17 protein-coding genes and 1 riboswitch are annotated in these 15,828 nt (G+C 36.7%); of the genes, 16 read left to right on the top strand and 1 reads right to left on the bottom strand.

Translation table 11 applies throughout. The features are described from left to right. Positions 1 to 15 precede the first annotated feature (15 nt). From deoB to lysA, 15 genes are all read left to right on the top strand, one after another. On the top strand, positions 16 to 1,200 hold the full coding sequence (deoB, locus tag HUW50_RS26700) for a phosphopentomutase (RefSeq protein WP_066330134.1): 1,185 nt from the start codon (positions 16 to 18) through the stop codon (positions 1,198 to 1,200). Positions 1,201 to 1,210: 10 nt separating this feature from the next. Beyond that, positions 1,211 to 2,038 carry a purine-nucleoside phosphorylase gene (locus HUW50_RS26695; protein WP_066330132.1) on the top strand — a complete coding sequence of 276 codons (828 nt, stop codon included), beginning with the start codon at positions 1,211 to 1,213 and terminating at the stop codon, positions 2,036 to 2,038. 20 nt (positions 2,039 to 2,058) lie between these two features. Further along, positions 2,059 to 3,360, top strand: coding sequence for a pyrimidine-nucleoside phosphorylase (locus HUW50_RS26690; RefSeq protein WP_157094345.1), 1,302 nt, complete (start codon positions 2,059 to 2,061; stop codon positions 3,358 to 3,360). Between the two features lie 400 nt (positions 3,361 to 3,760). After that, entirely contained in the window at positions 3,761 to 4,924 is a 1,164-nt protein-coding gene (locus tag HUW50_RS26685; protein WP_066330131.1) for a D-alanyl-D-alanine carboxypeptidase family protein, read from the top strand. Positions 4,925 to 5,019: 95 nt separating this feature from the next. Further along, positions 5,020 to 5,373, top strand: coding sequence for an anti-sigma F factor antagonist (gene spoIIAA / locus HUW50_RS26680; protein ID WP_066330129.1), 354 nt, complete (start codon positions 5,020 to 5,022; stop codon positions 5,371 to 5,373). Next, a complete protein-coding gene (gene spoIIAB / locus HUW50_RS26675) occupies positions 5,370 to 5,810 on the top strand; it encodes an anti-sigma F factor (RefSeq protein ID WP_066330128.1) in 441 nt (146 codons plus the stop codon). The genes spoIIAA and spoIIAB overlap by 4 nt, the downstream gene beginning before the upstream one ends. Before the next feature lie 13 nt (positions 5,811 to 5,823). After that, positions 5,824 to 6,582 (top strand): RNA polymerase sporulation sigma factor SigF, encoded by a 759-nt coding sequence (gene sigF, locus HUW50_RS26670; RefSeq protein WP_066330125.1) that lies wholly within the window; start codon positions 5,824 to 5,826, stop codon positions 6,580 to 6,582. A gap of 375 nt (positions 6,583 to 6,957) precedes the next feature. Then, a complete protein-coding gene (locus HUW50_RS26665) occupies positions 6,958 to 7,584 on the top strand; it encodes a stage V sporulation protein AA (protein WP_066330120.1) in 627 nt (208 codons plus the stop codon). Beyond that, positions 7,571 to 7,993: a stage V sporulation protein AB gene (locus HUW50_RS26660; RefSeq protein ID WP_066330254.1), complete on the top strand. Its 423-nt coding sequence runs from the start codon at positions 7,571 to 7,573 to the stop codon at positions 7,991 to 7,993. The genes HUW50_RS26665 and HUW50_RS26660 overlap by 14 nt, the downstream gene beginning before the upstream one ends. Positions 7,994 to 8,006: 13 nt before the next feature. Beyond that, positions 8,007 to 8,462 carry a stage V sporulation protein AC gene (gene spoVAC / locus HUW50_RS26655; protein WP_066330118.1) on the top strand — a complete coding sequence of 152 codons (456 nt, stop codon included), beginning with the start codon at positions 8,007 to 8,009 and terminating at the stop codon, positions 8,460 to 8,462. A gap of 15 nt (positions 8,463 to 8,477) precedes the next feature. Then, entirely contained in the window at positions 8,478 to 9,500 is a 1,023-nt protein-coding gene (spoVAD, locus tag HUW50_RS26650) for a stage V sporulation protein AD (protein ID WP_066330115.1), read from the top strand. Further along, complete coding sequence (gene spoVAE, locus HUW50_RS26645) at positions 9,500 to 9,850, top strand: stage V sporulation protein AE (protein ID WP_066330112.1); 351 nt, start codon at positions 9,500 to 9,502, stop codon at positions 9,848 to 9,850. Before spoVAD ends, spoVAE begins: the two co-directional genes overlap by 1 nt. 9 nt (positions 9,851 to 9,859) lie before the next feature. Continuing rightward, positions 9,860 to 10,438: a stage V sporulation protein SpoVABEA gene (locus tag HUW50_RS26640; RefSeq protein ID WP_066330106.1), complete on the top strand. Its 579-nt coding sequence runs from the start codon at positions 9,860 to 9,862 to the stop codon at positions 10,436 to 10,438. Continuing rightward, the gene (locus HUW50_RS26635; RefSeq protein WP_066330103.1) at positions 10,422 to 11,894 is read left to right on the top strand and encodes a spore germination protein; all 1,473 of its coding nucleotides are present in this window, start codon (positions 10,422 to 10,424) and stop codon (positions 11,892 to 11,894) included. Before HUW50_RS26640 ends, HUW50_RS26635 begins: the two co-directional genes overlap by 17 nt. A 279-nt stretch (positions 11,895 to 12,173) precedes the next feature. After that, complete coding sequence (gene lysA / locus HUW50_RS26630) at positions 12,174 to 13,496, top strand: diaminopimelate decarboxylase (RefSeq protein ID WP_066330099.1); 1,323 nt, start codon at positions 12,174 to 12,176, stop codon at positions 13,494 to 13,496. Between the two features lie 88 nt (positions 13,497 to 13,584). On the opposite strand, the gene HUW50_RS26625 is transcribed toward lysA, so the two are convergent. Then, entirely contained in the window at positions 13,585 to 14,478 is an 894-nt protein-coding gene (locus HUW50_RS26625) for a DUF1002 domain-containing protein (RefSeq protein WP_185653542.1), read from the bottom strand. A 330-nt stretch (positions 14,479 to 14,808) separates the two neighbouring features. Here HUW50_RS26625 and HUW50_RS26620 point away from each other — a divergent pair, with 330 nt between their 5' ends. After that, complete coding sequence (locus HUW50_RS26620) at positions 14,809 to 15,243, top strand: peptidylprolyl isomerase (protein WP_066330089.1); 435 nt, start codon at positions 14,809 to 14,811, stop codon at positions 15,241 to 15,243. 127 nt (positions 15,244 to 15,370) lie between these two features. After that, a riboswitch (FMN riboswitch) is annotated at positions 15,371 to 15,517 on the top strand. Positions 15,518 to 15,828: the final 311 nt, after the last annotated feature.

Raw genomic sequence — 15,828 nt, 5'->3', positions numbered from 1 at the left:
AGAAGGAGGATTTGCATGGCAAATTATACATATAAACGAATTTTTTTAATTGTGATGGATTCAGTTGGCATTGGAGAAGCTCCAGATGCAGACAAGTTTAACGACCTTGGCTCAGACACGCTTGGACACATAGCAGAACATATGGGTGGGCTAAATATGCCTAATATGGCTAAGCTAGGTCTAAGTAATATTCGTGAAATTAACGGAATACCAAAACAAGAACAGCCACTAGCTTTTTATACAAAAATGCAGGAAGCATCGAATGGCAAAGATACAATGACCGGGCATTGGGAGATTATGGGGCTTAATATAAAGCAACCCTTCAGAGTCTTTCCAGATGGTTTCCCACCAGAACTTATCAACGAATTAGAAGAAAAAACGGGTCGTAAAATTATTGGTAATAAGCCTGCATCAGGAACGGAAATATTAGATGAATTAGGCGAAGAGCATATAAATACAGGGGCATTAATTGTGTATACATCTGCAGACTCAGTCTTGCAAATTGCTGCACATGAGGAAATTGTTCCACTAGATGAACTATATAAAATATGTGAACTAGCACGTGAAATGACATTAGATGAAAAATATATGGTAGGACGTATAATTGCTCGTCCATTCCTAGGTAATCCTGGGGAATTCACACGAACTGCAAATCGTCATGACTATGCCTTAAAACCTTTTGATCGGACAGTCATGAATGAGCTAAAAGATAGTGGATATGATGTTTTGTCTATCGGGAAGATTTCTGATATTTATGATGGTGAAGGAATCACAAAATCATTACGAACAAAATCCAATATGGATGGCATGGATAAGCTAAATGATACTGTTGGTATAGATTTTACTGGTATTAGTTTTGTAAACTTAGTAGATTTTGATGCATTATATGGTCACCGTCGTGATCCCGCTGGATACGGTAAAGCGCTAGAAGAATTTGATGCAAGATTAACAGAAGTCCTTGACAAATTAACGGAACAAGATCTTTTAATTATCACAGCAGACCATGGCAATGATCCTATTCACCACGGAACAGATCATACAAGGGAATATGTTCCATTACTGGTTTATAGTCCGCGTTTAAAAATAGGTAAAGAGCTGCAAATAAGAGAGACGTTTGCTGATATTGGGGCAACCATTGCTGATAATTTTGCAGTAAAAATGCCTGCATTCGGAAAAAGCTTTTTAGCAGATTTAGAATAGGAGGATACATATGAATTACGATGCAATTAAAGAAGCTGCGAGTTATGTGAAATCGAAATACGAGGATACACCAAAAATCGGTCTGATTTTAGGCTCAGGTTTAGGAGTATTAGCAGATGAAATCGAAAACCCTGTAAAGATTCCATACAATGAAATCCCGAATTTTCCAGTATCAACAGTTGAAGGACACGCAGGTCAACTTGTAATAGGAACACTTAAGGAAGCAAAAGTAATTGCAATGCAAGGCCGCTTCCATTTTTATGAGGGATATAGTTTAGACAAAGTAACAGCACCAGTTCGAGTGATGAAAGAGCTTGGAGTTGAAACTTTAATCGTCACAAATGCAGCAGGGGGAATTAATGAGTCCTTCGAAGCTGGCGATTTAATGTTAATCACCGATCATATTAATAATATGGGGACAAATCCTTTGATTGGGCCAAATAACGCTAATATAGGAGTTCGTTTCCCAGATATGTCAGAGAGTTACAATAGAAAGCTTCGAGATATGGCAAAAAATATTGCTAATGAGCTTAATATTAAGCTTCAAGAAGGAGTATATGTTGGTAATACTGGACCATCCTATGAAACTCCTGCAGAAGTACGCGCCCTTCGTACATTAGGAGGAGATGCAGTCGGTATGTCAACGGTACCAGAGGTCATCATCGCTAGACATGCAGGACTAAATGTATTAGGTATATCCTGTATTTCCAATATGGCTGCAGGTATTTTAGATCAACCTCTATCGCATGACGAAGTGATCGAAACCACGGATAAAGTGCGTGTCAACTTTTTAAAATTAGTAAAAAGTATCGTAGAGAAGATCCAGTCATCAAACTAAAAATAAAGGTGAGATTATCTATGAGAATGGTTGATTTAATTGAGAAAAAAAGAGATGGCCAAGAATTAACAAAAGAAGAAATCCATCATATCATTAAAGCCTATACTTCTGGTGATATTCCAGATTATCAAATGAGTGCTTTTACAATGGCTGTTTATTTCCAAGGTATGACAGACAATGAGCGTGCAGAGCTAACAATGGCCATGGTCCATTCCGGTGACACAATCGATTTAAGTGAAATTCAAGGAATTAAAGTGGATAAGCACAGTACAGGTGGAGTTGGTGATACTACAACACTTGTATTAGGCCCATTAGTAGCTGCAGTCGGTGTGCCCGTTGCAAAAATGTCAGGACGTGGTTTAGGTCATACAGGCGGTACAATCGATAAACTAGAATCCGTACCTGGCTTTCACGTAGAAATAGAAAATAAACAATTTATTGAGCTAGTGAATAAAAACAAAATCGCTGTAATCGGTCAAAGTGGGAACCTTACCCCGGCTGATAAAAAGCTATATGGATTACGTGATGTTACAGCAACGGTAAATAGCATTCCACTCATTGCAAGCTCCATCATGAGTAAAAAAATTGCAGCAGGTGCAGATGCCATCGTATTAGATGTAAAAACGGGCGCCGGTGCGTTCATGAAAGATCTAGAGGATTCAAAAGAACTTGCCAAAGCAATGGTTGACATTGGAAATTTAGTTGGTCGGAGAACAATGGCCGTTATTTCTGATATGAGCCAGCCATTAGGATACGCAATTGGCAATGCACTAGAAGTAAAAGAAGCAATTGATACCTTAAGTGGAAAAGGACCAACAGACTTGGAAGAGCTTTGTTTAACACTAGGTAGCTACATGGTCCTCTTAGCTGAAAAAGCAAAGACACTAGATGAAGCTCGATCAATGCTTGTGGAAGTCATGAGCAACGGAGATGCACTGAAAACACTGAAAATATTTTTAGAAGCGCAAGGTGGAGATGGATCTGTTGTTGATCATCCAGATACTCTACCACAAGCGAAGTTTATCGTTGAACTAGAGGCAGAACAAGAAGGCTACGTTTCTGAGATTATTGCTGACTCAGTTGGAACTGCAGCCATGCTACTCGGAGCAGGACGTGCAACAAAAGAATCACAAATTGATTTAGCAGTTGGCTTAATATTAAATAAAAAAATTGGTGACTTTGTTAAAAAAGGTGAATCTCTTGTTACGATTCACAGCAACCAAGAAAATATAGATGACGTGATGAACAAGTTGTATAGTAGCATATCGATATCCAGTAGTGAGGTAAAAGCACCGAAATTGATTTATGCCACGGTGGAATAGCGGGATTTATTGAATTGACCACAGCCTAATGGGCTGTGGTTTTTAAGTGTGGACTTAATACAAGTTAATAAAAAGAGAAAAGACAAGTCAAATTTTCAAAAAAACAACTCAAATAGAAAAGAAGCGATCAAAGCCCGAATAGACGCAACTAGTGCAAAAGTGGCGCAAAATTAAGAGGGAAAGATGCACCAAAGTGGCAAAAAGAAGAGACCAATTCTCATCTCGTACAACCTCCTATAAGATTCTTTCATCTTTAAATTTCAAGGTTACTGGTAGCACATGTGATAAGCGTTATCACATTTCAATAGAATAACTACCTATAAAAAATCTTTCCTCCACCCTAGTATAATTTCCCTCCAAATGGAAAAAATGGATGTATAAAGAATGGAGGGCTTATGAAATGAAACGGATACTTTCTTGTTTTACGCTTATAGCAATGCTTATTTCTGTCACACCAGTGGCATTTGCCAAAGAATCTACAACTGTCGAACTTGCAGATAAAGCGAAGTCAGCTGTTTTAATCGAACGAGATACGGGAACGATTTTGTACGATAAAAATAGTGATGAAAAGCTGCCTCCAGCAAGTATGACAAAAATAATGACGATGCTATTAATTATGGAATCGCTCGAAAATAATCAAATTAAATGGGATGAAAAAGTTCGTACAAGTGAATATGCTGCTTCAATGGGCGGTTCGCAGATTTTCTTAGAGGCCGGAGAAGAAATGACTGTCGAGCAAATGTTAAAAGGTATTGCGATTGGATCGGGAAATGATGCTTCAGTTGCAATGGCTGAAAAAATAGCAGGCTCTACAGAACAGTTTGTAAATATGATGAACAAGAAAGTAGAAGAGCTAGGCTTAAAAAATACTCATTTTAAAAATCCGACAGGTTTGCCTGAGCCTGACCATTATAGCTCAGCTCATGACATGGCTTTAATGGCAAAAGAATTATTAAAGTATGAAGAAATTACGAAATTTACCGGTAAATATGAGGATTATTTACGAGAAGGAACTGACAAGAAATTCTGGCTAGTTAATACGAATCGCCTTGTTAAGTTTTATCCAGGTGTTGATGGAGTGAAAACTGGGTTTACAAATGAAGCGAAGTATTGCTTAACGGCAACTGCAAAAAAAGATAATATGCGTGTAATTGCAGTTGTTTTTGGAGCAGATACACCGAAAGACCGTAATGCACAAGTAACAAAAATGCTAGATTATGCATTTAGTCAGTATCAAACACATCCTCTATTTGAAAAAGATCATGTTTTAACAAAGGTGAATGTAAGTAAGGGTAGTGAAAAAGAAGCAAACTTAATGACATCTGAGCCAATTTCAGTCCTTACTAAAAAGGGTGAAAATGTGGATGATGTGACTCAAGAGATTGTGATGAAAAAAGATGTGAAAGCACCTATTGAAAAAGGTGATGAGCTAGGTTCTCTTCAATTAAAGAAAGATGACAAAATTCTGGCTGAAAGCAAATTAGTAGCCGAAAAAGATATTTCAGAAGCGAGCTGGTGGCAGTTATTTAAACGGGTAATGGGGGATTTTACAAAGTCTAGCTAATGTTGACGAATAACCACTAGTTTTGTCACCATGCAGGAAAATGAAGTTCCAATCAAGAATGACTCTTTATCCAGAAATTAAGGAGGGGTAAAACCTTGAGTCTAGCGATTGAACTTGATGTGAAGGAAGCTGTATTATGTGTAAGACTTTCAGGTGAGCTTGATCATCATGCAGCTGAAGAATTACGTGCAAAAGTTACAGAGACGTTAGCCACGAATCCTATTAAGCATATTATGTTAAATCTTGAAAATTTATCGTTTATGGATAGCTCCGGTTTGGGTGTGATTTTAGGAAGATACAAACAAATTAAAGCTTCAGGTGGAGAGATGGTTGTGTGTGCAATTTCTCCTGCTGTAAAACGATTATTTGATATGTCAGGGTTATTTAAAATTATCCGTTTAGAAGATGATGAGCAAAAAGCACTGCAAACATTGGGGGTGGCATCATGAAAAATGAAATGAACCTCCAATTTTCAGCACTTAGTCAAAATGAATCCTTTGCAAGGGTCACGGTAGCAGCATTTATTGCACAACTTGATCCGACAATGGATGAATTGACGGAAATAAAAACAGTCGTTTCTGAGGCAGTGACAAATGCGATCATTCATGGATATGAAAATGATCCAAATGGTATTGTGTTCATTTCAGTTACATTAGAGGATGATGTCATCCATATGACAATTCGTGATGAAGGTATAGGGATTGCTGACATTGAAGAAGCGAGACAACCTCTCTATACAACAAAGCCTGAACTTGAACGATCAGGTATGGGTTTTACAATCATGGAGAATTTTATGGATGAAATTAAGGTAGAGTCGTTAGAAACAAGAGGTACAACAGTTAGGCTGACAAAACACTTATCGAAAAGTAAAGCTTTATGCAATTAAAGGGAGACTTGCTATGGATGTGGAGGTCAAGAACGATAATTCAAAGACACAGTTAAAGGACCATGAAGTCAAGGAGTTAATTCGTCGCAGTCAAGAAGGGGACCAAGAGGCTCGTGATTTAATTATTCAAAAAAATATGCGTCTCGTTTGGTCAGTTGTTCAACGCTTTTTGAACCGCGGTTATGAGCCTGATGATTTATTTCAAATTGGAAGTATTGGTTTACTGAAATCGGTCGATAAATTTGATTTATCTTATGATGTGCGATTTTCAACCTATGCAGTACCTATGATTATTGGAGAAATTCAGCGATTTATCCGAGATGATGGGACAGTAAAGGTTAGTCGATCATTAAAAGAACTAGGCAATAAAATTCGACGTGCTCGTGATGAACTCTCGAAAACAATGGGGAAGGTTCCCACTGTAGCAGAAATCGCAAACTACTTAGACATTTCTCCCGAAGATGTGGTTCTCGCTCAAGAAGCTGTAAGAGCACCTTCATCCATTCATGAGACGGTTTACGAGAATGATGGTGATCCGATAACATTGCTCGATCAAATAGCTGATAATACGGAAACAAAATGGTTCGATAAAATCGTGTTAAAAGATGCAATTCGTGATCTCGATGAACGAGAAAGACTTATCGTATACTTAAGGTATTATAAAGACCAAACACAATCTGAAGTTGCAGAGCGGTTAGGAATATCTCAAGTACAAGTATCACGACTTGAAAAGAAGATCTTACAGCAAATGAAGGATAAAATGAATCAATAGAAAAAAGCTGGCCTTATTGGGTCAGCTTTTTTGTCGTTTTAATCCATATGGGAATACACCAAATATTCGACTATAACGTATATAAATCAAAGTAAAATAATGCTGTCCTTCCATGGTAATTATTGGACTTCAGCTAAGGCTTGCATGATTAAAAATCAGCAAATGCATACTACATATACGAACAAAATTAATAAGACGAATTTATGACAGTAAAAAACGAACATCTAAAGCAATGTGGGGCTCTGTATGAGGTAACAAAATATAATTTACTATACTAAATTCGTCCGTTTTTAAAAATTGATTGGAATTATTATTTGTTAGAATGTTCTTTATCCAACCTTGCTTATAAACCAAATCATTAGGAAGTGAATCTTGATGGAAAAGACGGTATATATTCGACTTCGTCATCGCATTCAAGTCCATCCTAACGATGTCATTACGATTGATAAAATCGCACTCGTCGTCGGCGATAAGGGGTTGACGGAAAAACTAAGACAACTATTTATTCACAAAATTAAACCGAGTGATAAAAATATGGTGGTAATAGACGTCATGCACGTTTTAAAAGAAATACATAAATTTGACCACCTTATTGATGTCCAGACAATTGGATCTTCACAAACAATCGTTGAAATCGTGTACGAAAAAAAGAAGCTTTCACCAATCTTATTTCTTGCTGTATGGATCCTACTATTTATAGGTTCGGGGCTTGCAATTATGAACTTTCATGAGGATGTAAGTATGCAGCAAGTTCATCAACGTATCCATAAAATTGTAACGGGGAATTCAAATGATCAACCACTCTTACTGCAAATTCCATATTCAATTGGATTAGGATTAGGAATGGTTTTGTTTTTCAATCATTTATTTAAGAAAAAAATTAATGAGGAACCAAGCCCCCTGGAAGTTGAAATCTTTAATTATCAGCTAGATTTAGATAAATATGTTGCAATGAATGAAAATAAGGAGAATTTGAACAACGTTGATAATGATCGTAAATAGTGTGATCTTAATTATTATTGGCTTGTCAGGGGGGCTAGTTGTAGGTACTGGGTTTGTAGCTTTTTTAGCTGTACTCGGGATTATTCCAAGGCTAACTCAGCTAACAAAAACAAACCATTTTATCCAAGTATATGAGTGGGCGATTATTCTCGGAACTGTTATTACAGGCTGGATGAGCTTACGAGATACAGTACTATTCCAGTCAGAGTTATGGCTTATTCCAATTGGACTTTTTAGTGGGATGTTCATTGGAATGTTAGCAGCCGCCTTAACAGAGGTATTAAATGTTTTTCCGATCTTAGCAAAGCGGATTGGATTAGGAGATAAAATTGTTATTCTGTTAATGGCGATTGTGTTTGGGAAAATTATTGGTTCCCTTTTCCACTGGATCTATTTCGTGAATCATTAAAGGAGGTAGAAGCATGGCAAACTCTAAAATGAAGGATGACTATAAAAATCAGATTAAAAGCTATCAACCAAAAACACCTTACGTTTTAAACTGCTTAAAAGCATTTCTAATAGGTGGGTTTATTTGTATGATTGGTCAAGGTATCCAAAATTTTTACATTAATGTATTAAATTTTTCTGAAAAGGATGCAGGCAATCCTACTGCAGGAACGTTGATTCTAATCTCAGCCATTTTAACTGGAATAGGTGTTTATGATAAACTTGGACAGTTTGCGGGTGCAGGATCTGCAGTTCCTATTACTGGTTTTGCAAATTCCATGACAAGTGCTGCAATTGAGCATCGAAGTGAAGGGATTGTTTTAGGTATTGCAACCAATATGTTTAAGCTAGCCGGTAGTGTCATCGTATTTGGGGTTGTAGCAGCGTACATTGTAGGTATTATTCGTTATTTCTATGGGATTGTATTTTAAGGTGAGGTGACACTTATGAAATTAACTGGTAAACAAACTTGGCAATTTGAAAATCCATTATTTGTACAATCAAGTGGAACCGCTGTTGGTCCTAAGGAAGCAGATGGTCCCTTAGGCCAATTATTTGATGTGAAGCATAAAGAACTTCATTGTGGTGAAGACAATTGGGAGCTTGCCGAAAGACGATTAATGGAGCAAGCAATAGAACAATGTTTAAAGAAAGGGAATAAAACCACTGATGATATTGATCTTTTTTTAGCGGGAGATTTGTTAAATCAAAATGTAACAGCAAATTATGTTGCTAGACATGTAAATATCCCATTTCTTTGCATGTTTGGTGCATGTTCAACATCTATGGAAACCGTAGCAGTTGGATCTGCCCTAATAGATGGTGGCTTTGCTAGTAATGTGCTAGCAGCAACAAGTAGTCATAATGCTACTGCGGAAAGACAATTTCGCAATCCAACCGAATATGGTGGTCAAAAGCCAGATACTGCAACGTTTACTGTAACAGGTTCTGGTGCTGTATTAATAAGTAAAGAGGTCAGCAACATACGTATTACATCAGCTACAATTGGGAAAGTAGCTGATCTTGGCATCAAAAATCCGTTTGATATGGGTTCTGCGATGGCACCTGCGGCAGCTGATACAATTGCACAGCATTTAAAAGATTTAAATAGGACTCCGGATGATTATGACATGTTTTTAACTGGTGATTTGTCTGGAGTGGGTAGTCCAATTGTTAAAGAAATGCTTAAAGATGAAGGCTATGATGTTCACGACAAACACAATGATTGTGGTTTAATCGTCTATCGTCCCGATCAAAAGGTATTTGCAGGTGGAAGTGGGTGTGGGTGTTCAGCTGTTGTAACATATAGTCATATATTTAATGAATTAGAAAAAGGAAACCTAAACCGTGTTTTTGTAGTGGCAACAGGAGCATTATTAAGCCCGACAATGATTCAACAAAAAGAATCTATCCCTACTATCGCACACGGTGTTGTTTTTGAAAGAGCTGATGGGAGTGTGAATAGCTAATGGAGTACTTATTGGCTTTTATAGTAGGAGGTGCTATTTGTGTAGTTGGGCAGTTACTTTTAGATATTGTAAAGTTCACGCCTGCACATGTGATGAGTACTTTCGTCGTATCAGGTGCGATTTTAGATGGATTTGGTCTTTATGATAAGTTAATTGAGTTCGCAGGAGCAGGGGCAACTGTTCCAATCACAAGCTTTGGACATTCATTACTTCATGGGGCAATGGAGCAAGCTCATGAACATGGTTTTATAGGAATTGGCATTGGGATCTTTGAATTAACTTCAGCCGGGATATCAGCTGCGATACTGTTCGCTTTTATCATGGCCCTTATTTTTAAACCGAAAGGATAGGATTAAACATTGACAAAACAAAGACAGGTAATTTTAGTTACAGATGGGGATGAGTATGCAGCAAGAACAATCGAATATGTTGCAGCTGAAATAGGTGGAAGAGTAATATCTAGAACTCAAGGAAATCCGACAACTTTGAGTGGACCACACATTGTTCAGCTTATTCTCGAGGCTAAAAATGATCCTGTTTTTGTTATGTTTGATGATTGTGGATTATTAGGTGAAGGAGCAGGTGAAACGGCCTTGAAATATGTGGCCGGACATCAAAATATTGAAGTACTTGGTGTGATTGCTGTCGCATCAAAGACACATCAAACCGAGTGGGCAAAAGTAGATGTAAGTATTGATCGTTTCGGTGAGTTAACAGAATACGGTGTAGATAAAGGTGGGTTAAAGGATCTTGAGGTTGGGAGGATAAGTGGTGACACTGTTTATTGCCTAGACGAGATTGATGTTCCAATTATTGTAGGAATAGGTGACATCGGCAAAATGGCGCGAAAGGACAGTGTGAAAAACGGCTGTCCAGTCACAATGAAAGCTGTAAAACTTATTTTAGAAAGGAGCGGCTATCATGACAACAAAAACTGATAAGAAACCAATATCAGGAAATCTTGCGGAAAATGAACGGTACTTTAAAGAAAATGTAGGATTAAATATTAGTTTTGATTTAGGCATAAGAAAGCTATATATTTTAGATTACCAAGTCAATATGTATTTTTTAAACGGGCTATGTGATACTGGCTATATTACTGAGATCTTAAAGAATGTCACATCCATTAGTGACAATGAGGTAGATCATACAAAATTTAAGGAAATCCTTGAGAATCGAATCGTTAACCAATCAGTACAAAAAATAAAAACATTAGATGAAGTTGTTGATCAAGTTCTTTCAGGTTTAATTGTATTTTTAATGGAAGGCAGTGATTTCGGCTATGTTGTAGATGTAAGGAGTTATCCTGGACGGCAGCCTGCAGAGCCTGATACAGAAAAAATTGTTCGAGGAGCAAGAGATGGCTTTGTTGAAAATATCATTGTAAATACGGGGCTAATTAGACGAAGAATTAGAGATGAGCGTTTAAGATATGAAATGATGAGAATTGGAGAACGATCTAAAACCGATCTATGTATTGCTTATATAGAAGATGTTGCAGATCCTGGGCTAGTAAAAACAATTAAAAAGGAATTAGAAACAATCAAAATAGACGGAATTACAATGGCAGACAAAACGATCGAGGAATTTTTAGTGAGACAGGGATTTAACCCTTATCCATTAGTACGTTATACAGAGAGACCAGATGTTGCAGCAAATCATTTATTGGAAGGACATGTCATACTTATTGTTGATACATCACCAAGTGTTATCATTACTCCAACAACATTGTTTCATCATGTTCAACATGCGGAAGAATATCGCCAGGCCCCTGCAGTAGGGACATTTTTAAGATGGGTTCGATTTTTAGGCATTATCTCGTCTGTCTTTCTTTTGCCACTATGGTTTCTATTTGTTTTAGAGCCTTCCTTATTGCCAAAGGAAATAGCATTTATTGGTCCAACTGATCAAAAGAATATTCCAATTGTTGTCCAAATTTTCCTCGCAGACTTCGGTCTGGAATTCCTAAGAATGGCTGCCATACACACACCAACATCATTATCTACTGCAATGGGTTTAATCGCTGCAGCGTTAATCGGACAAATAGCTATTGATGTTGGTTTGTTTGTACCAGAGGTTATTTTATATGTTGCAGTTGCGGGTATCGGAACGTTTGCAACTCCTAGTTATGAGTTAAGTGTTGCAAATAAAATGTCACGTTTGATTTTATTGGTTGCTGTTGCATTATTTAAGCTAGAAGGCTTTGTAATAGGCTGTACACTATTTGTTTTACTGCTAGCAAGCATTCGTTCACTTAACACTCCATACTTATGGCCCTTTTTACCTTTTAATGCAAAAGCCTTATGGCAAATCATTATTCGGACATCTGTACCGGGTGCAAAACTTAGACCAAGCATTGTTCATCCTCAAAATGTAAAAAAACAATCAAATTAGGGTAAAGCGACATTGAAAGAACCCCTCTTTTATGATATTGTATGTTTAATTTATTAAGGAATCTTTTGTAACAGACAGTTAATGACCAGCTGGTGTTAACTGTCTTTTTCCTTTTAAGATCAATAGACGGCTTATTAATAATGGATGTTGTTTTTTTTCGCACAATAGGGATTGTTAAAGATCTGTTGGGGGACTACTAGTGTTTTTAGTTTGTTTAAAGCGTCATAAAGAACATTGCTTCTTAACTAGCCTAGATATAGTAGAAAGAGGGGATAATAGTTGTTCTTACATGGTACGAGCAAGATAAATGAAGAAGGACATTTAGAAATAGGCGGAGTCGATACGATAACATTAGCTAAAGAATATGGTACACCTCTTTATATTTATGATGTGGCTTTAATAAAAGACCGTGCTAATAGCTTTAAGATGGCCTTTGAAAATATGGGTGTTAGTGCACAAGTGGCTTATGCTAGTAAAGCCTTTTCATCGATTGCAATGTTCCAATTAATTGATGAACTGGGTTTATCATTGGATGTTGTGTCTGGAGGGGAGCTTTTTACGGCAATTACTTCTGGTTTTCCTGCATCGAGAATCCATTTACATGGAAATAATAAGAGTCGTTCAGAGTTAAAAATGGCTTTAGAACATGGAGTAGGTTGTATCGTTGTAGATAATTTTTATGAAATTTCCCTGCTTGAAGAATTATCTAAGGGTAATAGTAAACAAGTACCAGTTCTTTTACGTGTAACTCCAGGTGTTGAAGCACATACACATGATTATATAACAACAGGTCAAGAAGATTCAAAATTCGGTTTTGGACTATTAAATGGTCAAATCGAACAAGCAATTGAAGCTGTTTTGAAATCAGAAGGCATTCATTTATTAGGAATTCATTGCCATATCGGGTCACAAATTTTTGATACGGCTGGATTTGTTCTTGCGGCTGAGAGAGTCTTTGAAAAAATTAACACCTGGAGAGAAAAATTCTCCTTTACACCAGAGGTTGTTAATTTAGGCGGAGGATTTGGAATTCGTTATACAGAGGAAGATGAGCCTCTACCAGCAACTTATTATGTGGAACAAATTGTTGAAGCAGTAAAAAAACAGGTGAATGAGATGGGAATAAACATGCCTGAAATCTGGATCGAACCAGGCCGTTCACTTGTTGGAGACGCAGGTACGACGCTTTATACAGTAGGCTCACAAAAAACAGTACCTAATATTAGAGAATACGTTGCAATTGATGGTGGTATGAGTGATAATATCCGTCCTGCACTTTATCAAGCAAAATATGAAGCAGTTTTAGCGAATAGAGTTGCTGAAAAACATGATAGACCAGTATCAATTGCAGGTAAATGCTGTGAAAGCGGAGATATGTTAATTTGGGATTTACCACTACCAGAGGTTAAACCAGAGGATATCTTAGCAGTTTTCTGTACAGGAGCTTATGGATATTCGATGGCGAATAATTATAACAGAATTCCTCGACCAGCAGTTGTTTTCGTGGAAAATGGAGAATCACAGCTTGTAATAAAAAGGGAAAGCTTTGAAGATCTAATTGCAAATGATTTACCTTTAAAATCAAAGGTATCGCAAAATTAAGAAAATAGAATTAATGCTTTTATATAATTTATAATAGTAAGAGGAGCAACGGAAAAACGTTGCTCCTCTTACTGTTATATTCAGATATCTATTTTTTCATTGCAGATTGCTCATTATTAGTAAAGATGGAAATAATCGCATTCCATAAGGCAATAAAGAAATCCTTCACTTGTTGTAAGAAGGTTTGACCTTCCTCAGAGTTCAGGAAGTTTGATATTTTATCTTGAGCCTTATCAAGCTGCTGACCAACTTGATTCCAATCGATATTAATGTCCGTCATTTTATTAAAGAGTTCAATTAGACTGTTAATATCTGCTTCTGATAAGGTAATTCCGAGGTCTTTGGCTGCATTTTCGATAAGTGTTCTAAGATCAGCTTCTGTTTCAGGAACGCCATTTTTTGCGATTTCGTCTTTGATTTTTGCCATAAGGGCTGAGGCATTTTCAGCACCAACTTCATCACCAAGCTTTGCTGTTGTGACAAGTTCCTCATTAGCTACTTGCTTAACATCCTCAGGTATCGCTTCATCTGAAGAAATTTCGTAGGCCTTAATTAATCCAGTTAATGCAGCAGTTCCTGAAACTTCAAATGGAGCTGTAACATAGATTGTTGCATCCTTAACACCAGCTGTCATGAGTGCATTTAAATACATTTCATCAGTTACCCAGTTAATATTTTTAGTACTTACCTCAAGTCCGGAACCTTCTTTTTCAATTGTTATACTTGTTGAAGAAATAGCTTTCGTCCCTATTGTTGCTTTAGGAATATAATCACCTAAATATTTATGTTCTTCTTCATTAGAAACGGTGATGATTTGATTCTGTTCGGTTGCGTTCATTTCTTTTAGCAGATTTTGTTTTTGTTGTTCAGTTAAATTTTCCCCAAGTGTAATTATTAGATCACCAACCACTGCATCCGCATGGCTTAGTGATGGAAATGCAAATAGTAATACAGCAATTAAGCTTAAAACATACTTTTTCAAAGGTGAATCCTCCTTTATTTGTAAAGCAAGTGTCTTTAATACAATCTATTATAGTGTTTTTTTTCAAAAGTCAATAGTATTTTGAAGTTGATTCCTTTATTTTAGGTTTTATTTCGTTTAGATGAAGGGTATCATTTTTCTAGTTAATCAACAATATCGTATTTGGTAAAATATTTGTTTCTCGCTCCAAGTACCACCAGAATGGTAAATGCTGTCGAAGGTTACGACACCTTTTGCGTTTCTTATTTGCTGTTCACTCCTTGATTATAGTAGAATAGAAAGGTATTCATGTCTATTAGACGTATTAAACTTATTGGAGGTTACATACATATGAAAAAAGCACAAATTACAATGGAAAATGGAGATACACTTGGTATCGAATTATTTCCAAATGAAGCACCTGGTACGGTAGCTAACTTTGAAAAATTAGCAAATGAAGGTTTTTACAATGGTTTAACATTTCACCGTGTAATCCCTGGATTTGTTGCACAAGGCGGCTGTCCACAAGGTACAGGTACTGGTGGTCCTGGTTATTCAATTAAGTGTGAAACACAAGGAAACCCGCATAAGCATGAAGCAGGTTCTTTATCAATGGCACATGCAGGTAAAGATACTGGTGGAAGCCAATTCTTCATCGTTCATGAGCCACAACCCCATTTAAATGGAGTTCATACTGTTTTTGGTAAGGTTAATGAAAATCTTGAAGCAGTATATAAAATTAAGCCAAACGATGTTATGAAGGAAGTAAAAGTGTACGAAGAGTAAGAACAATTTAAAAGCTGCGACTGTTCATTTGAGAATAGTTTCAGCTTTTTGTTTTATTTAAATATCTAAAAGATTGCATATATCACATTATACGGATAAAATAAAATTATAACTTCATATTTCGTTTTACATTCTTCGGGGCAGGGTGGAATTCCCTACCGGCGGTGATGAAGCTAAAATAGCTTCTTAGTCCGTGACCCGTTAATATATATTAACGGTGGATCTAGTGAAACTCTAGAGCCGACAGTTAAAGTCTGGATGGGAGAAGAATTGCGCGATTTTGCGGCGTATTAAAATTTGTTTAAAAATCAATTTTTAATACTCTTATTTGACTTACTCAAATATCAATTTCTTAAATTAAAAGCCCTAGTCTATTGACTATGGGCTTTTTTAAAACGATAAAAAAGTATATGTTTTTAGTACTTAGTTTTCGTGTCTAGCTCCAGGCGCTGTCAGCTTAAGTCATATGCCTTCGTATGCTTATTGACCGATAACTGGCGCCGTGTACTTTTCTCGAGTAAACGTAAATATGGACATCTTTATCAAAGGGGAGGTCTATATGTTTATTAATAGCTATTAGTATGC

The organism is Metabacillus sp. KUDC1714 (assembly GCF_014217835.1).
Lineage (GTDB): Bacteria > Bacillota > Bacilli > Bacillales > Bacillaceae > Metabacillus > Metabacillus rhizosphaerae.
This window is presented reverse-complemented; position numbering and strand designations above follow the sequence as displayed.

Bases quoted from the DNA above. Each gene is read 5' to 3' on its own strand.
- deoB (WP_066330134.1), top strand. From the start codon at position 16: ATGGCAAATTATACATATAAACGAATTTTTTTAATTGTGATGGATTCA.
- HUW50_RS26695 (WP_066330132.1), top strand. From the start codon at position 1,211: ATGAATTACGATGCAATTAAAGAAGCTGCGAGTTATGTGAAATCGAAA.
- HUW50_RS26690 (WP_157094345.1), top strand. From the start codon at position 2,059: ATGAGAATGGTTGATTTAATTGAGAAAAAAAGAGATGGCCAAGAATTA.
- HUW50_RS26685 (WP_066330131.1), top strand. From the start codon at position 3,761: ATGAAACGGATACTTTCTTGTTTTACGCTTATAGCAATGCTTATTTCT.
- spoIIAB (WP_066330128.1), top strand. From the start codon at position 5,370: ATGAAAAATGAAATGAACCTCCAATTTTCAGCACTTAGTCAAAATGAA.
- sigF (WP_066330125.1), top strand. From the start codon at position 5,824: ATGGATGTGGAGGTCAAGAACGATAATTCAAAGACACAGTTAAAGGAC.
- HUW50_RS26665 (WP_066330120.1), top strand. From the start codon at position 6,958: ATGGAAAAGACGGTATATATTCGACTTCGTCATCGCATTCAAGTCCAT.
- HUW50_RS26660 (WP_066330254.1), top strand. From the start codon at position 7,571: ATGATCGTAAATAGTGTGATCTTAATTATTATTGGCTTGTCAGGGGGG.
- spoVAC (WP_066330118.1), top strand. From the start codon at position 8,007: ATGGCAAACTCTAAAATGAAGGATGACTATAAAAATCAGATTAAAAGC.
- spoVAD (WP_066330115.1), top strand. From the start codon at position 8,478: ATGAAATTAACTGGTAAACAAACTTGGCAATTTGAAAATCCATTATTT.
- spoVAE (WP_066330112.1), top strand. From the start codon at position 9,500: ATGGAGTACTTATTGGCTTTTATAGTAGGAGGTGCTATTTGTGTAGTT.
- HUW50_RS26635 (WP_066330103.1), top strand. From the start codon at position 10,422: ATGACAACAAAAACTGATAAGAAACCAATATCAGGAAATCTTGCGGAA.
- HUW50_RS26620 (WP_066330089.1), top strand. From the start codon at position 14,809: ATGAAAAAAGCACAAATTACAATGGAAAATGGAGATACACTTGGTATC.